Annotated in this window: 22 protein-coding genes; 14 read left to right on the forward strand and 8 right to left on the reverse strand. The window is 46.3% G+C overall.

The annotated features are described in order from the left end of the window. The first annotated feature begins 35 nt into the window (after positions 1-35). From MSED_RS03350 to MSED_RS03390, 9 genes are all read left to right on the forward strand, one after another. Positions 36-458, forward strand: coding sequence for a translation initiation factor IF-2 subunit beta (locus tag MSED_RS03350; RefSeq protein WP_012020620.1), 423 nt, complete (start codon positions 36-38; stop codon positions 456-458). Positions 459-462: 4 nt separating this feature from the next. Then, a complete protein-coding gene (locus tag MSED_RS03355) occupies positions 463-759 on the forward strand; it encodes a DUF424 domain-containing protein (protein ID WP_012020621.1) in 297 nt (98 codons plus the stop codon). Between the two features lie 5 nt (positions 760-764). Further along, complete coding sequence (locus MSED_RS03360) at positions 765-1,460, forward strand: 60S ribosomal export protein NMD3 (protein ID WP_012020622.1); 696 nt, start codon at positions 765-767, stop codon at positions 1,458-1,460. Next, positions 1,457-2,083 (forward strand): ribonuclease HII, encoded by a 627-nt coding sequence (gene rnhB / locus MSED_RS03365; protein ID WP_012020623.1) that lies wholly within the window; start codon positions 1,457-1,459, stop codon positions 2,081-2,083. The genes MSED_RS03360 and rnhB overlap by 4 nt, the downstream gene beginning before the upstream one ends. Before the next feature lie 2 nt (positions 2,084-2,085). After that, positions 2,086-3,159: a TGS domain-containing protein gene (locus tag MSED_RS03370; protein WP_012020624.1), complete on the forward strand. Its 1,074-nt coding sequence runs from the start codon at positions 2,086-2,088 to the stop codon at positions 3,157-3,159. A 244-nt stretch (positions 3,160-3,403) separates the two neighbouring features. Beyond that, positions 3,404-4,234 carry a hypothetical protein gene (locus MSED_RS03375; RefSeq protein ID WP_012020625.1) on the forward strand — a complete coding sequence of 277 codons (831 nt, stop codon included), beginning with the start codon at positions 3,404-3,406 and terminating at the stop codon, positions 4,232-4,234. Positions 4,235-4,416: 182 nt separating this feature from the next. Further along, the gene (locus MSED_RS03380; protein WP_012020626.1) at positions 4,417-5,328 is read left to right on the forward strand and encodes a DUF1152 domain-containing protein; all 912 of its coding nucleotides are present in this window, start codon (positions 4,417-4,419) and stop codon (positions 5,326-5,328) included. A gap of 172 nt (positions 5,329-5,500) precedes the next feature. After that, a complete protein-coding gene (locus MSED_RS03385) occupies positions 5,501-6,025 on the forward strand; it encodes a hypothetical protein (RefSeq protein WP_012020627.1) in 525 nt (174 codons plus the stop codon). Then, positions 6,004-6,318 (forward strand): hypothetical protein, encoded by a 315-nt coding sequence (locus tag MSED_RS03390; protein ID WP_012020628.1) that lies wholly within the window; start codon positions 6,004-6,006, stop codon positions 6,316-6,318. Before MSED_RS03385 ends, MSED_RS03390 begins: the two co-directional genes overlap by 22 nt. On the opposite strand, the gene MSED_RS03395 is transcribed toward MSED_RS03390, so the two are convergent. After that, positions 6,319-7,674, reverse strand: a complete 1,356-nt coding sequence (locus MSED_RS03395; protein WP_012020629.1) for a vWA domain-containing protein — start codon at positions 7,672-7,674, stop codon at positions 6,319-6,321. Beyond that, positions 7,671-8,843: an AAA family ATPase gene (locus MSED_RS03400; RefSeq protein ID WP_012020630.1), complete on the reverse strand. Its 1,173-nt coding sequence runs from the start codon at positions 8,841-8,843 to the stop codon at positions 7,671-7,673. Before MSED_RS03400 ends, MSED_RS03395 begins: the two co-directional genes overlap by 4 nt. A 262-nt stretch (positions 8,844-9,105) precedes the next feature. Here MSED_RS03400 and MSED_RS03405 point away from each other — a divergent pair, with 262 nt between their 5' ends. Genes MSED_RS03405 through MSED_RS03425 form a run of 5 tightly spaced genes read left to right on the forward strand, consistent with a single transcriptional unit; the run spans position 9,106 to position 13,673 of the window. After that, positions 9,106-9,582 (forward strand): single stranded DNA-binding domain-containing protein, encoded by a 477-nt coding sequence (locus tag MSED_RS03405; protein ID WP_012020631.1) that lies wholly within the window; start codon positions 9,106-9,108, stop codon positions 9,580-9,582. Between the two features lie 53 nt (positions 9,583-9,635). Further along, positions 9,636-9,917: a PqqD family protein gene (locus MSED_RS03410; RefSeq protein ID WP_048060256.1), complete on the forward strand. Its 282-nt coding sequence runs from the start codon at positions 9,636-9,638 to the stop codon at positions 9,915-9,917. A 24-nt stretch (positions 9,918-9,941) separates the two neighbouring features. Next, positions 9,942-11,591: a molybdopterin molybdotransferase MoeA gene (locus tag MSED_RS03415; protein WP_012020633.1), complete on the forward strand. Its 1,650-nt coding sequence runs from the start codon at positions 9,942-9,944 to the stop codon at positions 11,589-11,591. Between the two features lie 38 nt (positions 11,592-11,629). Continuing rightward, on the forward strand, positions 11,630-12,565 hold the full coding sequence (locus MSED_RS03420; protein ID WP_012020634.1) for a homoserine kinase: 936 nt from the start codon (positions 11,630-11,632) through the stop codon (positions 12,563-12,565). Beyond that, positions 12,549-13,673, forward strand: coding sequence for a PLP-dependent transferase (locus tag MSED_RS03425; RefSeq protein WP_012020635.1), 1,125 nt, complete (start codon positions 12,549-12,551; stop codon positions 13,671-13,673). Before MSED_RS03420 ends, MSED_RS03425 begins: the two co-directional genes overlap by 17 nt. 89 nt (positions 13,674-13,762) lie before the next feature. On the opposite strand, the gene MSED_RS03430 is transcribed toward MSED_RS03425, so the two are convergent. From MSED_RS03430 to MSED_RS03455, 6 genes are read right to left on the reverse strand one after another with little or no spacing between them, the layout of a single operon-like run. Next, positions 13,763-14,104 (reverse strand): hypothetical protein, encoded by a 342-nt coding sequence (locus tag MSED_RS03430; RefSeq protein ID WP_012020636.1) that lies wholly within the window; start codon positions 14,102-14,104, stop codon positions 13,763-13,765. Further along, a complete protein-coding gene (locus MSED_RS03435; protein WP_012020637.1) occupies positions 14,101-14,973 on the reverse strand; it encodes a CoB--CoM heterodisulfide reductase iron-sulfur subunit B family protein in 873 nt (290 codons plus the stop codon). The genes MSED_RS03430 and MSED_RS03435 overlap by 4 nt, the downstream gene beginning before the upstream one ends. Beyond that, on the reverse strand, positions 14,970-15,929 hold the full coding sequence (locus tag MSED_RS03440) for a succinate dehydrogenase/fumarate reductase iron-sulfur subunit (protein ID WP_012020638.1): 960 nt from the start codon (positions 15,927-15,929) through the stop codon (positions 14,970-14,972). The genes MSED_RS03435 and MSED_RS03440 overlap by 4 nt, the downstream gene beginning before the upstream one ends. Before the next feature lies 1 nt (position 15,930). Next, entirely contained in the window at positions 15,931-17,631 is a 1,701-nt protein-coding gene (locus MSED_RS03445) for a succinate dehydrogenase flavoprotein subunit (protein WP_012020639.1), read from the reverse strand. A 36-nt stretch (positions 17,632-17,667) separates the two neighbouring features. Then, a complete protein-coding gene (locus tag MSED_RS03450; protein WP_012020640.1) occupies positions 17,668-18,459 on the reverse strand; it encodes an HAD-IIA family hydrolase in 792 nt (263 codons plus the stop codon). Beyond that, positions 18,450-18,734 (reverse strand): hypothetical protein, encoded by a 285-nt coding sequence (locus MSED_RS03455; protein WP_012020641.1) that lies wholly within the window; start codon positions 18,732-18,734, stop codon positions 18,450-18,452. The genes MSED_RS03450 and MSED_RS03455 overlap by 10 nt, the downstream gene beginning before the upstream one ends. Positions 18,735-18,747: the final 13 nt, after the last annotated feature.

The raw sequence follows: 18,747 nt of genomic DNA on the forward strand, positions 1-18,747 counted from the left end.
TTAACCGCGTGATTATATAGAGTTAATCGAGTTTCATGTCAGAGAGAGATAAACTCTATCACGTGCTACTGGACAGGCTTTATGCGAAGTTGCCCAAAAAGGACCTAGCGTCAGAGACCCAAACTCTTCCCACACTTTCCATCATCAACGTTGGAAACACTACTATCATAAGGAACTTCAGTGAGTACTGCGATAGAATTAGAAGAGAAGACAAGATCTGCATGAGATACCTGCTGAAGGAACTAGCTGCTGCGGGATCCATTTCTGAAAACGGACAGTTGATGATTCAAGGTAAGTTCTCAAATGCCATAGTTAATACCTTCATGGACAGGTTCCTAAAGACCTACGTTCAATGTTCCACGTGCAAGAGCCTAGACACCGTCCTTGTCAAAGACAAGAAAATATGGTATATTCAATGCCTAGCCTGCGGTGCCAAAAACCCCGTAAAGCCACTGTGAGATAATGAGAGTAATTCTAAAGATCATAAGAGGAGAAGGTCACGTCTTCGTAAACATTTGCGAGAAGGAGTACCTTGGAAGGGAGTTCAGGGAGAGCAAGGCGGTCCTTAACGTGAACAACGAGTTCTATGGAGGAGAGGAAGTGGACATCAACTACGCCCTAGATCTAGTGGATGAAGCTACCGTGGTGAGTATAGTTGGGGAGAGGGCAATCGGAGAGGCCATAAAGAGGGGCCTTGTCCACAAGGATGCCGTGTTGACCGTTTCAGGGGTGAAGTTTGCACAGATCTATAATCTGTGATGGAAATGGGAGGAAAGTTCTGCGTAATGTGTGGAAAGGAGGACGTAAAACTCATAGGTAGACTATGTCCCTCGTGTTACGTGAAATCGAGGGAGATGGTGAGGGTACCCAGGAGCATGTCTATCACGGTTTGCAGAATTTGTGGTTCCAGGAAGCTTAAGGGAAAGTGGGTAGCTCCCAGGGGGGATATCTCCTCATCACTAGAGGAGGAGATAATCTCGGCGCTAGAACTGGACGAACACGTGCAGGAGTACCATGTGGACGTAGGGCAGATGTGGTCAGACACTCACGGTAATAATCACTTTCCATTAAGGATTTCAGGTTCAGTTGAAGGAGAGAGGTTTGACGAAACCAAGGACGTTATGGTCAAGGTTGAAAGCACGTTATGCGATTCCTGCGTCAAGAGGAGGGGGAAATACTACGAGGCGATAATCCAGCTGAGATCTAGGGAGGGCAACCTGGGACTTGACGAGAAGAGGTTTTTCGAGTCCTTCTTTTCCAGGGAGGACGCGGAGAACCTCTCGGACGTGGTGGAACTTAGGGAGGGAGTTGATTACTACTTCATTAACAGAACTGTGGCCAAGAGACTTGTGGCCAAGTTCGCCAGCGAAGTAAAAGTAGAGATGAAGGAAAGTTACCAAAGGGAGAGGATAAAAAGAGGTAAAAGGGACGCGAAACTAGTTATCTCCCTGAGGCTATGAGGATAGGGATAGATGAAGCAGGGAGAGGATGCCTAATTGGACCTATGGTAGTTGTAGGGGTTGCCTTGAACGAGAGGTCTATTGTAGCTCTGAAGCAGAGTGGAGTTAAGGATAGTAAGAAACTTACTCGTAAGAAAAGGGAGGAACTATTTGACCTGATACTCTCTGAAAGCGAGGGAGTAGCTGTAGCCAAGGCTCTTCCCGAGGAGATCGACAACAACAACCTGAATTCGTTGACCTACACGAAAGTGATAGAGATTATTGATGCGCTATCTTGGCTCAACCCTGAAGTTGTAACAGTGGACAAGGTGGGGAAAGAAATCGAGGTGATAAGAGCGATAGAGGATCTAGGGTTCAAACCTAACGTTGTACACAAGGCTGATGAGCTATTTGTTGAGGCTAGCTCTGCCAGCATTGTTGCTAAGGTAATAAGGGATAGGTTAATAGAGTCATTAAAGAAGGAATTCGGGGACTTTGGGAGTGGGTACCCATCTGACAGGAAAACCGTTCAATGGGTACTAGACTTAGTATCCAGGGGAGAGGAACCACCAAATATTATAAGGAGATCGTGGAAATTATTACTAAAATACGCACCTGGATTTTACGTGAATAAGGTGAGCTGAAAGTGGTCACTAACCTTCCTGCCGAGGCTAAGACCAAATGGCTAAGAGTGATGGACGCTAAGACACCTGAAGAGAAGATTAAGGCTATACAGGATTTCCTGAGTAGCGTACCTAAACATAAGGGAACCGAGAACCTGGTCTACTGGGCCAAGAGAAGACTATCTGAACTCAGGGAGGAAAGCGAGAAACAGAGGAGAAAGTCTAAGGGGGGAGGTCTGTCCTTTTTCGTGGAAAAGGAAGGGGCAGGTCAGGTCCTCGTGCTGGGGAGGGAGGAACTTAAGAATCCCCTGGTGCGCAGGCTCACCAACGTAAAACAGGATCCTAAAGATTACCCCGTGCCCGCCATGACTTTCTTTGAGGACGCACCAATTCAGCTGGTCAATCCTCCTCAGATTATCCTGGATTCTAGGCTCATAGTAAGTAAGCTCCTTGGGTTAGCCAGGAATGCAGACTCTATCCTTTTCGTCGTAGAAGACCAGGAGGAATTCACTAGGATGAGGGAGTTTCTAGAGAATAACAATATCCTTCTGGGGAAACCAAAGGGAAAGGTCATAATAGAGAGATTCAGGAGCTCCAAGGAGGGACTCAGGATAGTTATGATGGGAAAATTGATTGGAACAACCGAGGACCAGGTCAAGGATTACCTTCGAGAGTTCGGTATTAAGTCTGCTGTGGTCAAGATAGTGGGAGAGGTTACCCTGGATGACGTAGAGAAATCTCTCTTTGAAGCAATTACCTTTAAGCCTGCGGTAGTGGCCTCTGTTAGACCGTTCCAAGTTCCGGGAATACCAGTTGTTAACGTGGCCGACTTAGACGCCCTGAGAAGGGAACTATATCTCAGCCTTGATGTGATAAGGATTTACACCAAGGAGCCCATGGAGGAACCTACGAAGGATCCAATGTTCATGAAGAGAGGGTCAACTGTCATGGACGTTGCCCAGAAGCTCCACAGCCAACTTTCCGAGAACTTCAAATATGCTAGGGTATGGGGGAAGTCAGCAAGGTTCCCTGGGCAGAGAGTAGGAGAGGACCACGTATTAGAGGACAAGGATATTGTGGAAATACATGTTAGGTAATATAGTTCTCATGGTGTCATGTTATCGCTGCTTCCCGTGAAGGACGGACATTTGATCATAATAATGAAAATAATGCTATTATAACGACACTACTAATCTCTCGTGTCTCACGACCTAGTTACTTTTAGCTTGATTATTACCCCCATAAGATGGGATGGGCAGAAAGGTAGCTAGATAATAAGCTTATCTTAAACATGGTTTTACAAACTTTTAAAAACGTATTTTCAATTTACCTTTGATAAGCATGCTAGAGACCTACGAAATTGAGTTAAAAACGTCAAAGTCTGTGATCAGGACAGCTCTAATGGATCCATTCCTGTTCTCGGGAGTAATGGGACACGTCAACATTCTTCAAATATTAGACAAGAGATCGGCTGAATATGTGGCACCAGGTAAACTATCTGAACCAGGAGTAGATTATAGGGTTCTTTATGTCTTCGGGACGCCGGACACCAAGTTACACACCGTACTTGGATACATGAAAGGGCCTGAGCTAGAGGGTGGGTCGGTTCTCTACTCTGGTAAGTCAGACGATCATAAGTTCGAGTGGAAGGCCCACTTTTACGTGGACGATGCACCAGCTGGTTCCAAGATAAGGATTGGCCTTGAAGTCAACTATAAGACCTCAACCCTTGACCGACTTATAGGGAAAAGTCCCTTTGAGCTGGCTCAGCATTTCATTCAGGACCACATTATCCCTTACCTAAAACTCTATCTAAGCAAGGAATGGCAGATGTCTCAGGACCAGGGGATATTCGCGAATGAGGTCATGCGAATAGAGGGCGATATTGCAGAGCTTACCACAAAGGTCAGGCAATTAATTGAGAGTATTAACTCTGGATTTATAGTTATTAAGGGCAAAAACATCCGAGCCAGCATTCAGGTTCTAAACAAACGTCCTGGTTTAATGAAAATGATCAAGGGAAACCAGATTATCACAGGAAACGACGTTCTAGCCAACCTCATACTGGAGTCTGGCGAAGCAGTTGCGATTGCGTATGACATTGATATGCAGAGAATTTTAGATATGACAAGTGAGCAAATCTCTAGGACAATCGAGATAACTGGAAAGTAGTAAAATAAAAAGAGGGTACAAATTATAGAAATTTTCGTGGAAGAGGTTATTCAACATCGTCTTCCTCACCAAATTACTTGAAATAACCTAGTTTCGTTGGCAGGTTCATGCATGGAGATCCGATTTGATGTGTGAGTTATTGCGAAGATAACCCTTTAGATTTGAACTATATTTGATCGGAAATGAATTCACTAGTTCTGGGAGCAGGCGGAGGTGGAGATGTAGTATCTGCACTTCTCCCTTACGAGAGGATCAGAAGAAGAGGTGAGAGAGTAACTCTGGGAGCTGTGCTATGGGAGAGAAGAGTGGAGGATCCAGTTCCGGGCCCCATCTGCACTAACGATCTCAGAGAAGCACAGGTAATAAACGAGAGAGTGGCGATCCTTGGGCCAAACTCCTTCGCTGTAAGGGGAGGAAGGAAAGTGAAACCGCAGGCTGCAAGAGTAGCGCAAGTATTGGGGATTAATGTTGTTTCATTCTGTATATCTGGAGGTGTTAGTGGTCTATACAGGGATATCATGGAGATAGCCAATATGCTAGGGATCGATCAGGTCATAGGGGTGGACGCTGGAGGTGATATTCTTGCGGAGGGAACAGAAAATAATCTCCTAAGTCCTCTTGCAGATTCCATTACCCTTGCCTTGCTATCCAAGTTAGAGGAAAGTTCCATGAACGTACAACTATCGGTAATCGGTTTAGGTGCTGATGGGGAATTGAAGCCGGATTACCTTTTACAGAGGATAAGCAAAATAGCATCACTGAACGGATTAATAGAAATCCTTGGATTTGATGAAAGTTCTGCCTCTGTAATAGAGAGGGTACTAGAAGTTACCGTTACAGAGGCCTCGGCCCTGCCCTTGAAGGCCTTCAGAGGGCTTTATGGTGAGGTTCCGATCAGAAACGGTAAGCGTAGGGTATTCGTAAGCCCGCTCACATCGGTCATGTTCAGCTTCAAGCCCATAGTTGTAGCATCAATCTCTAAACTGTATGAGGCTGTGAGAGATTCCTCTTCCCTTGAGGAAGCCAACGAGGCACTTCACAGGTTAGGTTTAATCACAGAGCTAGATAGAGAAAGAGGCCTCAAGGACGAATAATATGATGTATCTTAACGTGAAAGTCTTATAATCTATTAGCCCATTAGCGTGCCTCTCTATCGTCTGTGGATTACCGAGATTTTTGTGGAATTAATACCTTTGACTTTCGTGTATTATTGGGTAGGGGGAGTTTAAACTAGGATTTCCTGAATTGGTTAAACAGTGAACAGGAGTGAGCATAGATGTTGATAGTGGTCCATTCCTCTCCCTCAACTCGGTGGAAGGCGCGGGAGAGGCGGCAGCGCACGTGATTGCAGCAGCTTCCGTACTCAAGAACTTGAACGAGTTAACCGAGGAAAGTCTAGAAGTTGTGAGAAAATATGTTGACAATTGGATATTGAGCGTTATTCCTTTGGATTATATTCCTGGCATGGCAGAATATTTAGGTGGAAAGCTAACCAAGTCCATTCTGGACGTATTTGAGGATGTGTCGGAGGAGGAATTGGGAGAGACCTTAGAGATGATAACTTTAGCCAAGAAATCTCTCGACTCGGGCGACGTTCCATTCAATTTCGCAGAGGTTGAGGTAAGAATTGAAAGGGTCTTTAGGGCTCTGGGGCTAGAAATGAATGACTTTGGAAGATTTTTGGAGAACTCGAACATTGTGGAAAAAATGAAGAGAACCGTAACCTTGTTTACCTTGGCCATAGGAATATCTTCAGTGCGTGATAGAATATGGATAGTGGAATCTCAATAACTGCCGAAAAACTTGTGGAGGTTACTGCTAAGTACGCTTCACAGATCTCGGTCAAGGAGGACGAATACATAAGAGCAGTTGGGTTTTCCTCAAAGGATATGGGAAAAAGAGTAGTTGCAAGGGTAAGTTTTTGGCTTGTTAACCAGGAGTCCACTTTATTGTATTGCAGGTTGTGCAACAAGGGTCCATTTACCAAGAGGGGTATGTTTCTTCATCTGACGAGAATGCATCACTCAGAAATAAAATTACTTCTAGAGGAAGAAATAAAAAGAGAAATAAAGGCTATACTCTAGTTAGGATTCAACTACCCTAAGTAGGTCTCCCTGATCTAGACGGTAAACCACTAGGTAGTTATCTGAAACTCTCTTTAGATCCGCGTTATCTCCTCTTATCATCACGCTAATGAGCGTAGCATTTGCCTCTTTAAGGGATCTCCTAACAGTGGTTTCAGCGATCTTATCCTCTCCATCCGTCAAAATTATGACCTCGCTTACACCCCTAACATGACCGTCCTTTATATCGTCGCAGGCAGACATTACAGATCTAGATATATCTGTTCCGCCTCCACCTCTTATCTTCCCAATATACTCTACCATCTTGATCACGTCCTTGCTCTTGGCATTCTTTATGACCTTGATCAGAGGATATGGAATGTTATCGAAGAACCTTAGATAGAAGTCCCTGTTCTCCCTTCTAGCCCTACTGTAGAGGGCCAGTGCTACAGCCTTAGCCCACAGGATCTTTTCTCCATCCATGCTGCCTGACTTGTCCAATAGTAGATATATGGGTCCTAGGGTTTCCTTAATCTGTTTCTGATATAGTAATAGCTGGCTCTCTGCAAGCTTCACATCAAAGAGTTCCTCGGGTAAGGCCAGTTCTGAGGGAACCAGTCTCTCTAGGTCTGAACCTTCCTCATATCCATAAAGCTCTCCCCTAGCATATCTTGTGGTCCTCTTCTTGGTGAAGCTACCCAGCTTCGGGATACCGCTCAGAAACTCCAGGATCTTCTTGATCTCCGTGTTCCTAGCTAGTCTTAGCACGTCGTGTATATCTCCCTCAAAGTTCATCATCGATCCTGTACCGGCCCCATTACCTCCAACTATCCTCTGCATACTCCTGACGGAATTAGCATCCTCAGACGCCTTTGCCATAGCCTTTTCATGAACCTGCTTCATTAGCTTTCCAGTGGTCTGGTTTTCCTGTTGCTGGTTCTGATTCTGCTTTCCCTCCTTACCCTGACTTCCCTTCATTATTCCGTTAAGGATCTGCTCTGCGGCCTCTCTCTCCTCCTGCGACTGTGAAGTCCTCCTAATTCTCTCCAATTCCTCTATCAAGTTTTGCACATAACTCACGGAAAGGGCCATACTCACTGCTGAGTTTGCAATTGAGTAGTTTCTGTTCCTGTTTACAATCTCTGACGAAATGGTAAGATCAATCAATGAGTACTTAATGGAGTCGCTTTGATCTATTTCCCCCTTTGTTTTTAGTATAGGTAGGGGGAGATAGTGCACGTAATAGGTATCAATGAGGAATAGGGGATCTACGTTGCTTTCCTTCCCAGAGACCCTCCTTAGGGTGTTGAGTATCCTCTCGCCCCTGTACTTTACAACGGGGCTTTCGTAATCTACACCTCTAAGGAGACCTGTCATGTGTAAATCCCCAGCTTCCTCCCCACTTTTTCTACTAATCTATCTATTTCCGCTCCAACTTCCCGCGAGAACTCTTCAACCTTCTCGTCACCGCTCTCCTTCCCTAACGATATTACCCTGTCCTTTGTCGCCCTCAAGCTCCTGATCAAATCGATCAATCTAGGATCAGATTCGTTAGCAGCATCAACGTATTTCCCTGCCTCCTTAATGTTATTAAATATCTCGTTAAGCTCCCTCATGTACTTGATGGGCGTCTTTAACTCCTCAGAGAGGAGTGCTGAGACCTTTTCGAAATCGTCAATTTCCCTTGGGGCTATGTACTTAAGAACTACTAGGTCCTCCTCTGTAGCCTTTGTTCTAGAGTTCAGAAGTGCGTGAGCCGACACTATTTTCAGAACCTTGCCCTTTCTCCTGTCAGTTAAGTGTACTCCCTTCTCCTCCAACATTACGTAGAGCTTCAGGAGTTTCGACTTGATCTGGCTCAGGTCCACTTCTGAGAGCATACTGTAAAGCCTGTCAAGATCTTGAACTGTCATAACTGGTTCCTTGACTTTCCACTTGTCTGTGAACTCGAGTTCCCAGGACGAATCTATTAAGTCCTTCCACATATCCTCCCCCACGGGCTTAGCGTAATGCCTTAGAAGAAGCCTATCATAAAGGGCCTCAAGTTCTGGCTCGTCCGGTACCCTATTACTTGCGCTGATTAGCGTCCTTAGTGGTACCTTGATAACGTTGTAGCCATCATAAATTACCCTCTCGTTCAACAGTGAAAGAAGGGCATTCAGAATGGCGGAATTGGCATTAAATATCTCATCTAGGAAGGCTAACTCGCTTTCAGGAAGTCTCTCCTTTGTTATCCTCTTGTATACTCCCTGTTTCAGTGCGTTGACGTCCAGTGCTCCAAAAAGCTCAGCGGGTTCTGTATATTTCGTAAGTAAATACATGAAGAACCTGGCATTAAGGAGATCAGCAGCCCTTCTAGCCAATGCTGACTTAGCGGTTCCAGGCTCTCCTATTAGCACTACGTGCTCCTTTGTAAGGAGAGCTAGCGTTAGGACCTTAGCCTCCTCTTCCCTTCCCACGAACGGGGAATAGAGGGACTCTAAAAACTTTTTGGGAAGTTCAAGGAGTGATGAACTCACTATTATTCTCCCTATTATGTTTACCATCTTGTAGCTTATAAAGAGAGGTTAAGAAACATGAAAGAATAAAATTCTTTTTTATGTAAGAATATTTTCGAGAAAATTTCAATAATAGTCTAAAGGCCTTAGGAGTTTAAATTCTGTATGCAGGAAATTTTTTAAGTATTGCTAGTTTTAGACGGAGAATCGAGCTTAACACGAGAAATGTAGAAGGATATGGAACTAACCAACTAATTTATATAGGCGAATTTCAAAGATTGAAATAACAAATTCGTGTGAGTCGAGATATATGGATGAAAAGATAGGAAATCTAAAAGGCGGGATGGAAAACATAAGTGTTACCGCCCGCGTTTTGGAAGTAGGTGAACAGAAGGTCGTTCAAACAAAGAACGGCCCTAGAACCATTCGTGAAGTAATGGTTGGAGACGACACAGGGAGAGTTAAACTCACCCTGTGGGGGAACCAAGGAGACGAAGTCAAGGAAGGCCAAATTATCAAAGTGGAGAACGCTTGGACCACAGTTTTTAAGGGTCAAGTTCAGCTTAACGCAGGTAGTAGGTCCAAGATAAGCGAGTCTGCCGAAGAGTCTATCCCAGAAGCCGATCAGGTTCCTGAAACCACTCCTACCGATGATTCACCTCCAAGGAGAGGTGGATTCAGAGGTAGAGGCGGAGGAAGAAGAAATTACGGCGGCGGTTTCGGAGGAAACTACGGCGGTGGAGGATACAGGAGAAGGCCTAGAGAGGGCGGAGAGGAAGAAGAGTGAACTTCGAAGAAGATAGGCAACCAGAAGAGGAACACGATCATTTTCACCCATCACTGGATTATGACGAGATAAAGGATAGGAAGCCCAGGAGAGAAGGCGAATACGTGGACAAGAGTGAGGACGGTGAGAAGTTTATAATTAAGCTAGCTGAGGACAGGGTTTACGAGGTAGCTGCAGTAGCCTATTATATCTGGGCCATGTGCGATGGAGAGAGGACAGTGGGCGATATAGTTCAGGAGATTAGCAAGGAAGCGCAGATCGAAGAGGAACAGATAAGAGCGCCTATTGTCGCGGTACTTGAACAGTTACAGGAGGCCGCCCTAATAACCATTTAAAAGTTTGTTTTGTGTATTTTTCTCATGAGAAATTTCGTTCCCGAGGAGAACTTACCCACTCCTCTAGAGGCCATTGAAAAATTTCTTAGAACTCTTCCTCCCAAGAGGAGAACAATCTCTCTTGGAATATTGGATTCCGTGGGCAAGATAACTTCTTCATCAGTACGTGCTAAAACCGATTATCCACCCTTCTCTAGATCAACTGTAGATGGGTTCGCTGTTAAATCATCTTCTACCCCAGGTAGGTTTAGGATAGTTGGAAAGATATCCATTGGGGAATGGAAGGATATAACTATTGGGCCAGGGGAGGCGGTAGAGGTGGATACTGGATCCCCACTACCTTGGGGAGCTGATGCCGTGGTTAAGATAGAGGATACACATGTGGAACTTCCCTTTGTCGAGATAAATTCTAGGTTGAGATTTGGTGCAAACGTAGCATGGGCTGGTAGCGATATATCCAAGGGCTCAGAAATTATAGGAGAGTTCCAGGAAATTACGCCAGAAGATGTGGGAGCATTTGCGTCTGTGGGAATAGAGACAGTTGAGGTGTATGATCTCCCAAAGGTTTACGTTATCGCAACCGGTGATGAATTAGTTCAACCTGGAAGAGATCTAACGCCAGGGAAGATATATGAAAGCAACGTTCACTTCCTGGTATCAAGGCTAAAGCAACTTGGATGCGAAATAGTTGGAGCCGAAGTTCTACCTGACGACAAGGAAAAGATAAGGAATTCCTTAAGGACGGCCGTAGACAAGGCCGACCTTATAATAACCACAGGAGGAACGAGTGCAGGTGAAAAGGATTACGTACATCAGCTGGTAAGGGAGATGGGAAATATCGTGATTCAGGGTTTAAATACGAAACCTGGAAAGCCAACGATATTAGGGGAGATACAAGGGAAGCCGGTCTTCGGACTTTCTGGAAACATTGTGGCTACCATAATGACCTTTAATCAGTTAGTGGAGAGATACATCGCCGAATTCTCAGGGAGATCACTGGCTACCAGAACAGCTTACCACGACAAGGTCTCGGCCATCTCCATTTTACCAATTAAGGCTGATAGGTACAGGGTCACTAACATCCCCGTTTACATAGTTAAAGGGAGAGGGGGTCACTATGCTATCCCGGTCCCATTCGACAGTTACATGGTTGGGACTTTTGCTAGCTCTGATGGTTATGTGACCTTACCTCCTGGTACGCAAGTCAAGGAGGGAGAGAGGATAGAGGTAACCCTGAAAAGCCTTGATAATAGGCCTGTCATTATAGGGGAAGAGGACGTGAGAATAAGGGAAGTTAAGGCTAGGAAAATACTCTTGGGAACAGTGCCCGCTTGCGCTGCACTCAAGTACGATGTGGGGGATGCGCTGATACTGAGTGACTTCCTTTGCGAAGATAAGGTGCCTGAGGCGGTGGAGGTAAAGCGTTGGATCCTATCCCATGGAAGCGGAGATCCCATAGGCTATCATGATTGGATAGGAATGAGCAGGTTGGTGAAGGATCCTGCAGTTAAATTGAAATCACCCTCTACAGCACCCCTGTTCTTGGGCAAGGGAAAGGTGATCGCACCCCATGGATACATAGAAGGAGAGAAAGTAACACAAGAGAAATTAAAAGTAGTAGTGAGAAACAGGGATCTACAATTCTTAGAGGGAATATTTTCTGAAGATACCTAGTTGGAAAAGCCTTTTACTTCATCTCCTTATTCTCGGATATGCGTTCAGTGAAAGCCACAGCATTCTCATCTTCTGCTAACCTTGGTGCCGGTTACGACGTGCTTTCCATGAGCCATTTGGCCTTCAGCGACACTGTTTACGCGGAGCTTATCAACGAAAAGGAACGCAGGGTCATGATGGAGTCCAACTCGAATGTCCCTTTAGATCCAGCTAGAAACTCAGCAGGCGCACCAGTTGAGGCATTGCTCAAGGAATTTCAATTAAATTACACGATAAAACTGAATGTGATAAAGGGAGTGCCCCACGGATTAGGCCTAGGAAGTAGCGGAGCATCTGCAGTGGCTGCAGTGGCTGCGGTTAACGAGCTGCTTAACCTCCACCTGACGCTCGAGGACATCGTGAAGTTTGCTGTGATTGGGGAACAAGCCGTTAGTGGATCCCCTCACCCAGATAACGTGGCAGCTAGTGCCTTTGGTGGAATAGTGGCAGTGACGTCGCACGATCCCATTAGGGTAGTGAGGATACCAATTAACCTGAACTTCAGGTTAATGTTGGTCATACCGAGGGTTAATACGGGTGAAGGGAAGACCAAGAAGGCAAGGGAGCTAGTTCCCAAGCAGATAGAGGTTTCAAAGATGGTCGAAAACACAAGGTTCCTATCCTCATTCATTCTAGGATTAGTTAAGGGAGATAGGGCACTGGTTAGGGAGGGGCTTAACGACGCCGTTGTGGAAAGGTCCAGGGAACCAATGTATCCACACTACCCCAAGTTGAAGGAAATAGCACTGAGGTACGATGCTATTGGAGCTTGCGTAAGTGGAGCCGGACCTACGGTGTTAATCCTTTACGATGATTCGACCAAACTGGGAGAGATCAAACAGGAGGGTGGGAAAGTATGTGCCCAGCACGGTTTTCAATGCGATTTCATTACCACGGAAATAGGGGAGGGAGTCAGGGTTGAGGGACTCAACTAAATCAGTAAGGGAATCAATAGATCCCATCACAGGGGCTATAACAACGCCCATCTATCAGACGTCAGCTTTCCTTTATCCTGAGGGTGAGAAATACAGGTATTCCAGAGAGGTCAATCCGACGGTCCTAGAACTGGGTAAGAAAATAGCGGAGCTTGAGGGTGCAGAGGCTGGGCTCGCGTTTTCCTCCGGGATGGGAGCCATCTCCACCACCCTCTTAACTCTGCTCCACCCCGGGATGAGACTCCTGGTTCACGTGGATATGTTCGGAAGGAGCCTGAGGTTTGCCAAGGATTACCTCTCGTCGTGGGGTGTGAAGGTCGATGTGGCCCCAGCCAACGATCAAGGCATGCTCGAAATGATAACCAAGGGGTATGACGTGGTTATGATTGAGAGTATTACGAATCCCCTACTCAGGGTGATAGACCTGGAAAAGGTGGGAAAGGCGTGCTCGGAAGTGGGGGCTAACTTACTTGTGGATTCAACTTTTGCAACTCCGATTAATCAGAAACCCCTAGAGTTTGGGGCCTCGCTAGTCATACACAGTGCATCGAAGTTCATTGCGGGGCATAACGATGTCATTACAGGGTTGATAGCGGGAAAGGGAGAACTGGTGAAGGCAATAGACCAAATGAGGAGAACACTTGGAACCTCCCTTGATCCTCATCCAGCGTATCTTACCATCAGGGGGATGAAGACCCTTAAGATCAGAATGGATGTAATCAATAGGAACGCACAACAGATCGCAGAGTTCCTTGAGGCACATCCTAAGGTTGCAAAGGTTTACTACCCTGGTCTTAAGAGCCATGAAAGCCATAGTGTTGCTAAGAGAGTCCTTAAGGGATTCGGTGGCGTGGTCAGTTTTGAGGTGAGGGGCGGAGCGCAGGAGGCACTGAGGGTCATGAAATCTACTTCAGTCATAATCCCAGCCCAAAGCCTTGGAGGCGTGAATTCCTTGATATCCCATCCAGCAACAATGAGCCATAGGACACTATCTCCTGAGGAGAGAAAGGCCTCAGGGATAGGAGATTCGCTTCTTAGGCTTTCCGTGGGTATAGAAGACGTGGAGGATTTAATAGAAGACTTGGATAAGGCACTTAGCAAGATCTAGAAAGATTTATTTTCTCTCTAAAAAAGAAAGAATTGCCATACCTAGCCTACAGCCATGTAACCATGGCAGAGTGAAGCTAGGGCCTCCTCTCATTTCTTAGAGGAGTCCTTTATTTTCACAAGATACTCCTTGATTGTTCTTAGGTCAGATTCCACATGCTTTTCGTCTGTCGCAATCCACATTATACCGCCCGCTGCATCAACAACCTCTCCGTTCAAGTGTAACTCCTTCACCCTCTCTTTCCAGTTAAATGGGATCTTGGAAATCACAAGAACGTAGAGCTCACCAGTGTTACGGAGATGGAATTTACCCCAGAATAAATCGTTCACCTTGTATTCCGCTTCCTTGGCAAAGGGTTCCTTTCCTGGCCTTTCCGACACTTCTCTCCAGGGACCTAACTCTCCGCCTATACTGCTGAGATCTTGGATCATGTTATTCCCCTCTCCTCCAGCGCCTTCATCGCTATCTTACTAAGCCCCAGCTCCTTTGGACTTATTCCAAAGGATATTGCCAGGAGTTGAGTAACGTACATAGTGGGCATGGTCCATCCAGTCTTAAACTCGTCCATTACCTTGAACTGGGTAACATCAAGTTGTAAATGACAGAGACTACATGGATGTACCATTATATCCGCTCCAGCGCCCTTAGCAGAAGAGAGAACATTATAGGCTAACTTCAATCCTCCCTTGGGATTGCTTCCCATTAAGGGGAAACCACAACAAGCTGTCGCCATGGGGAACCTCACTGGAGTTGCTCCAGTGGCTGATACTAGATCCTCTAGGCTGTGGGGCTTATATGCGGACTCAAATCCCATGATCTGCTCAGGCCTTAGCATTTGACATCCGTAATATGTTCCGACCTTCAACTGGGTCAGGGGCCTTGTAACGTGGGACTTTATCCTCTCAATTCCAACGTCCCTCACCAAAACCCACACAATATGCTCAGCATCCACGGTTCCCTTGTACTCTATGGAGGCGGATTTGAGCCTGGAATCGACGTCTTTCCTAAGCTCCTTGTCTTCCTTGTAGTTGTTTACTGCAAGTCTATGACTTTGCAAGCAAACACTACAGGGAGTTGCCATTTTGTTGAGTCCCATCTTCTCTACCTGGGACAAGTTTCTCAGGTTCAAGGCAGCATGGGCCTTTTGATCATATTCGTCCAGGAATCCTCCTCCGCAACAGTTCCAGTCCTCTACTTCCACTAGTTCCAATCCTAGAACCTCGGCCACCTTCTTTGTGGCCACATCAACGTCCTTAGATAGGCCGTGGGTTGCACATCCCGGATAATATGCTACTTTCATTCCTTCTCACCCATTAACTTCTGAATTTGATCTATCTGACTTACCTTCTTTTCCCTAATTAATGCAAGGTTAACCTTCCCGTTCCTCATGGTGTAAAGCATGTCAGTGATTGCCGCGGCTAGGCCGTAGGTCGTGATGTATACCTTGGCCTCCTCAAGTTTACCCGTTTCCCTTATACTATCAAATATGGCCTTAACGTGCTTCTCGCCGGTCTTTGCTACCTCTGACTTGTCCTTGAGGAAACGTGTGTGAGCCCTAGTTTTCTTAATTGTGGTAACAGGTTCCACATCCCTTGGACATACGTTGAAGCACTGATAACAATACGTGCACCTCCACGCGCTATCGGCTAAGATCTTCAACCTTTCATCGTAGATGGTATCCCTTGGGTCCGCCAGGAATCTATACCCCTTGGCGTGTGCTGCTGGTCCTAGGAACTCCTCGTCTATCCTCACAGCTGGGCAAGCTGAGACACAAAGCCCACACCAGATACATTGGGCGAACTTCCAGAGTTCCCTTTGATCCTCTGGCCTTAACCTGTGCTCTCCACGCCCCTCCACCACTTCCTTGCTTGGGTAAAGCCTAGGTTTAACCTTAAACATCCTGGCGTAGAATTCATCCATATCTACGATGAGGTCCTTCTGAACCTTGAAGTAATCCATAGGTTCGACGGTTATTTGGTTGCTGTCATACTTCTTCACAATGTCCAGGGCAAGGGTCTTACAGGCTAGCCTGGGTTCCCCGTTAATCCTCATGGCACAACTTCCGCAGACCGCCATGTGACAGGAAGCCCTATAGGCCAGGGTTGGGTCCTGTTCTGACTTTATTCTCCTAAGGACCTCAGTCATCTGGGTGAATCTATCAACAACTAGTTTGTACTCCTGCCAGTACTCGCCTTTCTCCTGGTTATATCTTTTTACTTTGACCACAATCTCCCGTTGCTCCAGTTGGCTCTCCATCTTAGTACACCCTTGCCTCTGGTTGCCACCTAGTCATGGTCACGGGCTTAAACCCTATCTCTACCTGATTACCCTTGAGGTAAGCCAACGTATGTTTGAGCCAGTTCCTATCATCTCTCTCTGGATAGTCCGTCCTGTAATGAGCTCCTCTTGATTCGGTTCTAGTTAACGCTGACTTGGCTATTACCACCGCGAGGTCCATCATGTTTCTCAGCTCCAATGCGTTAAAGAACTCGGTATTGTAGGTCTTGCTCTTGTCAGTCACATACATGCTCTTGACCTGTGCCCTAAGTTTCTCGACCTCTGAGAGGGCAGTCTTTAATAGGTCCTCGTTCCTGAAAATCCCCACATCATCCCACATTACCTGCCTAAGTTTGTTGAGTATTTCGCCGAAGTGGACTCCGGTCTCGCTCTTCACAAAGGTGTAGGCCTCGCTTAGAAGTTTCTCTGCTTCCTTCTCCAGGGTGGTTGAGGATGACTCCTCGTGCTTCTTGAGGTACTCCACTACAGTTCTTCCAGTTTCCCTACCAAAAACGAGGGTTTCTAGCAAGGAGTTGGAGCCCAGCCTGTTGGCACCGTGGACAGATACGCAAGCTACCTCGCCTGCCGCAAATAGTCCTTGCAAATCACTATTGGTTCCAGTAATGTCCACGTCCACTCCACCCATATAGTAGTGCTGTGCAGGTCTAACAGGGATGGGCTCCTTAGTAGCATCAACCCCCGCAAAACTCATGGCAGCCTCGTAAGCCAACGCAAGTCTCTCCTTTATGTAGCTCTCTCCCAGATGGGTAAGGTCCAATCCAACATACCCGCCAGGGAAACCTCTTCCCTCCCTTATCTCTATTGTGATGGACCTAGAGACAATATCCCTGGGGGCAAGGTCCAACTTCTTGGGAGCATATCTGGTCATGAATCTCTCCCCCTTATTGTTCTTGAGGATACCTCCTTCTCCCCTTGCCGCCTCACTTATCAGAATGTCTGAGGGATAGAGCGCAGTTGGGTGGAACTGAACAAATTCGGGATCCTTCAGGGCCGCTCCAGCCCTCAGAGCCATAGAGTAACCGTCACCCGTGTTTATGTAGGCGTTGGTCGTGTGCGCGTATAGCATCCCCATACCACCGGTGGCTAGCACAACAGCCTTTGCCTTGAACAGGGCCGGTTCCATGGACTTCATTTCCATGGCCAGAACTCCAGCTACCCTCTTCTCGTCCAGCACCAGGTCCACCGCAAACCACTCGCTATAGAAATCCACTGAGAGACCTGAGACCCTTTCGAACAGGGTGTGCAAAAGGGCCATGCCAGTCTTATCCCCAACGAATCTGGTCCTGGGATAGGTCTGTCCACCGAAATAACGCAGAGCTACCCTCCCGTCTGGTTGCCTATTGAATAGCGTACCCCACCTCTCCATTATCTCCACTATTTCTCCAGATTTTTCAGATAGAAGTTCCGCAGCGTCCTGATCGACTAGGTAATCTCCTCCCTTGACCGTGTCATAGGTCATGTAGTCTGGATTGTCGTTGGGATCGGAGTTACCCCGGACATATGCAGCTATTCCACCTTCCGCGGAGGAGGAGTGAGACCTTGTGGGAAAAACCTTAGAAATGATCGCTACCCTATAGCCTGCTGAGGCGATTTCATGGGCCGACATTAACCCCGCTAATCCTCCTCCAAGAACTACTGCGTCATAAAGAAGTTTGTCCATACAAAAATCGCAATAGATACGTTATTAAGAATTACTTTAAGAGAGTAGTTCAGATAGGTTCTTAATTACAAATGTAGGGCGTATCCCCGTCCTTTCCACGTCTGCCCTCTGAGAAATGCCCGTAAGAACTAGAGCAGTGTCTGCTCCTAGTTCGTTCCCCATCTTTATGTCGGTCTCCAGTTGGTCACCAATAACGAGAACCTTCTTCAAGTCGCTTATCCCCGTGAGCTCCATTGCTACCTCAACTATCCACTTGTTGGGCTTCCCTGCCACGAAATCCGGTTCCCTCTTTAAGGCATATATCAAGGCACTCGCCAAGGCGCCAGCTCCTAGTCTCAAACCATCCTTGGCGGGCCACAACCTATCCATGTTAGTCACGACAAACTTGCTACCCTTCCATATACATCTCATCCCTATGGATAGCTTATCATAGGTAACTAGCCTATCCAGTCCAAGCACAACCACATCTGGGATCTCTTTCTCAGCGTTAGCTGTCATCAATACCTCGTATCCTGCATTTCTAATCTCCTCCACAAGACCTTCCTCGCCAATAACGAAAACCTTCTTCACGTCCCAACTCTTTTTCATGTAAAGTACTGCAGCTAATCCGCTGGTAATTATATCCTTAGGCTCTATTGGTAACCCTAGGTAGTTGAGTTGCCTTGAGAGAAGAACTCTGCTGAACCCAGAGTTGTTGGTCACTAGGATAACTTTCTTTCCATGTTCAATCATTTGCCTGAGCGAATTTATGTTGTCCCAGATGGGATCACCTTCCATGAGGATAACGCCATCAACGTCGCTTATTATTAGATCATAATCTAGTACCATTTTGCAATCATCTCCATCTTGTTCCTTATTGCATCAGAGGTTATACCCTGACCGAGATCAAAGAGGAAGAGTCCTTGAGGGTTGTAAAGGGCGGATTCACATGACCATTTCCCGGGAAAGGGCCTCATGATCTTTACGTAATTGACTCTCCCTTCGAACGCGAACAACAGAAATTCACCAAGATCCTTAACATCAACGTAAAACATGGTACACTCTCCCAAATTATTCCTGATCACTTTCTGTGGACTTATTCCACCTAGATCGATTTCAATCATTTTTTTATCCACT

The organism is Metallosphaera sedula DSM 5348, from assembly GCF_000016605.1.
Taxonomy (GTDB): Archaea; Thermoproteota; Thermoprotei_A; order Sulfolobales; family Sulfolobaceae; genus Metallosphaera; species Metallosphaera sedula.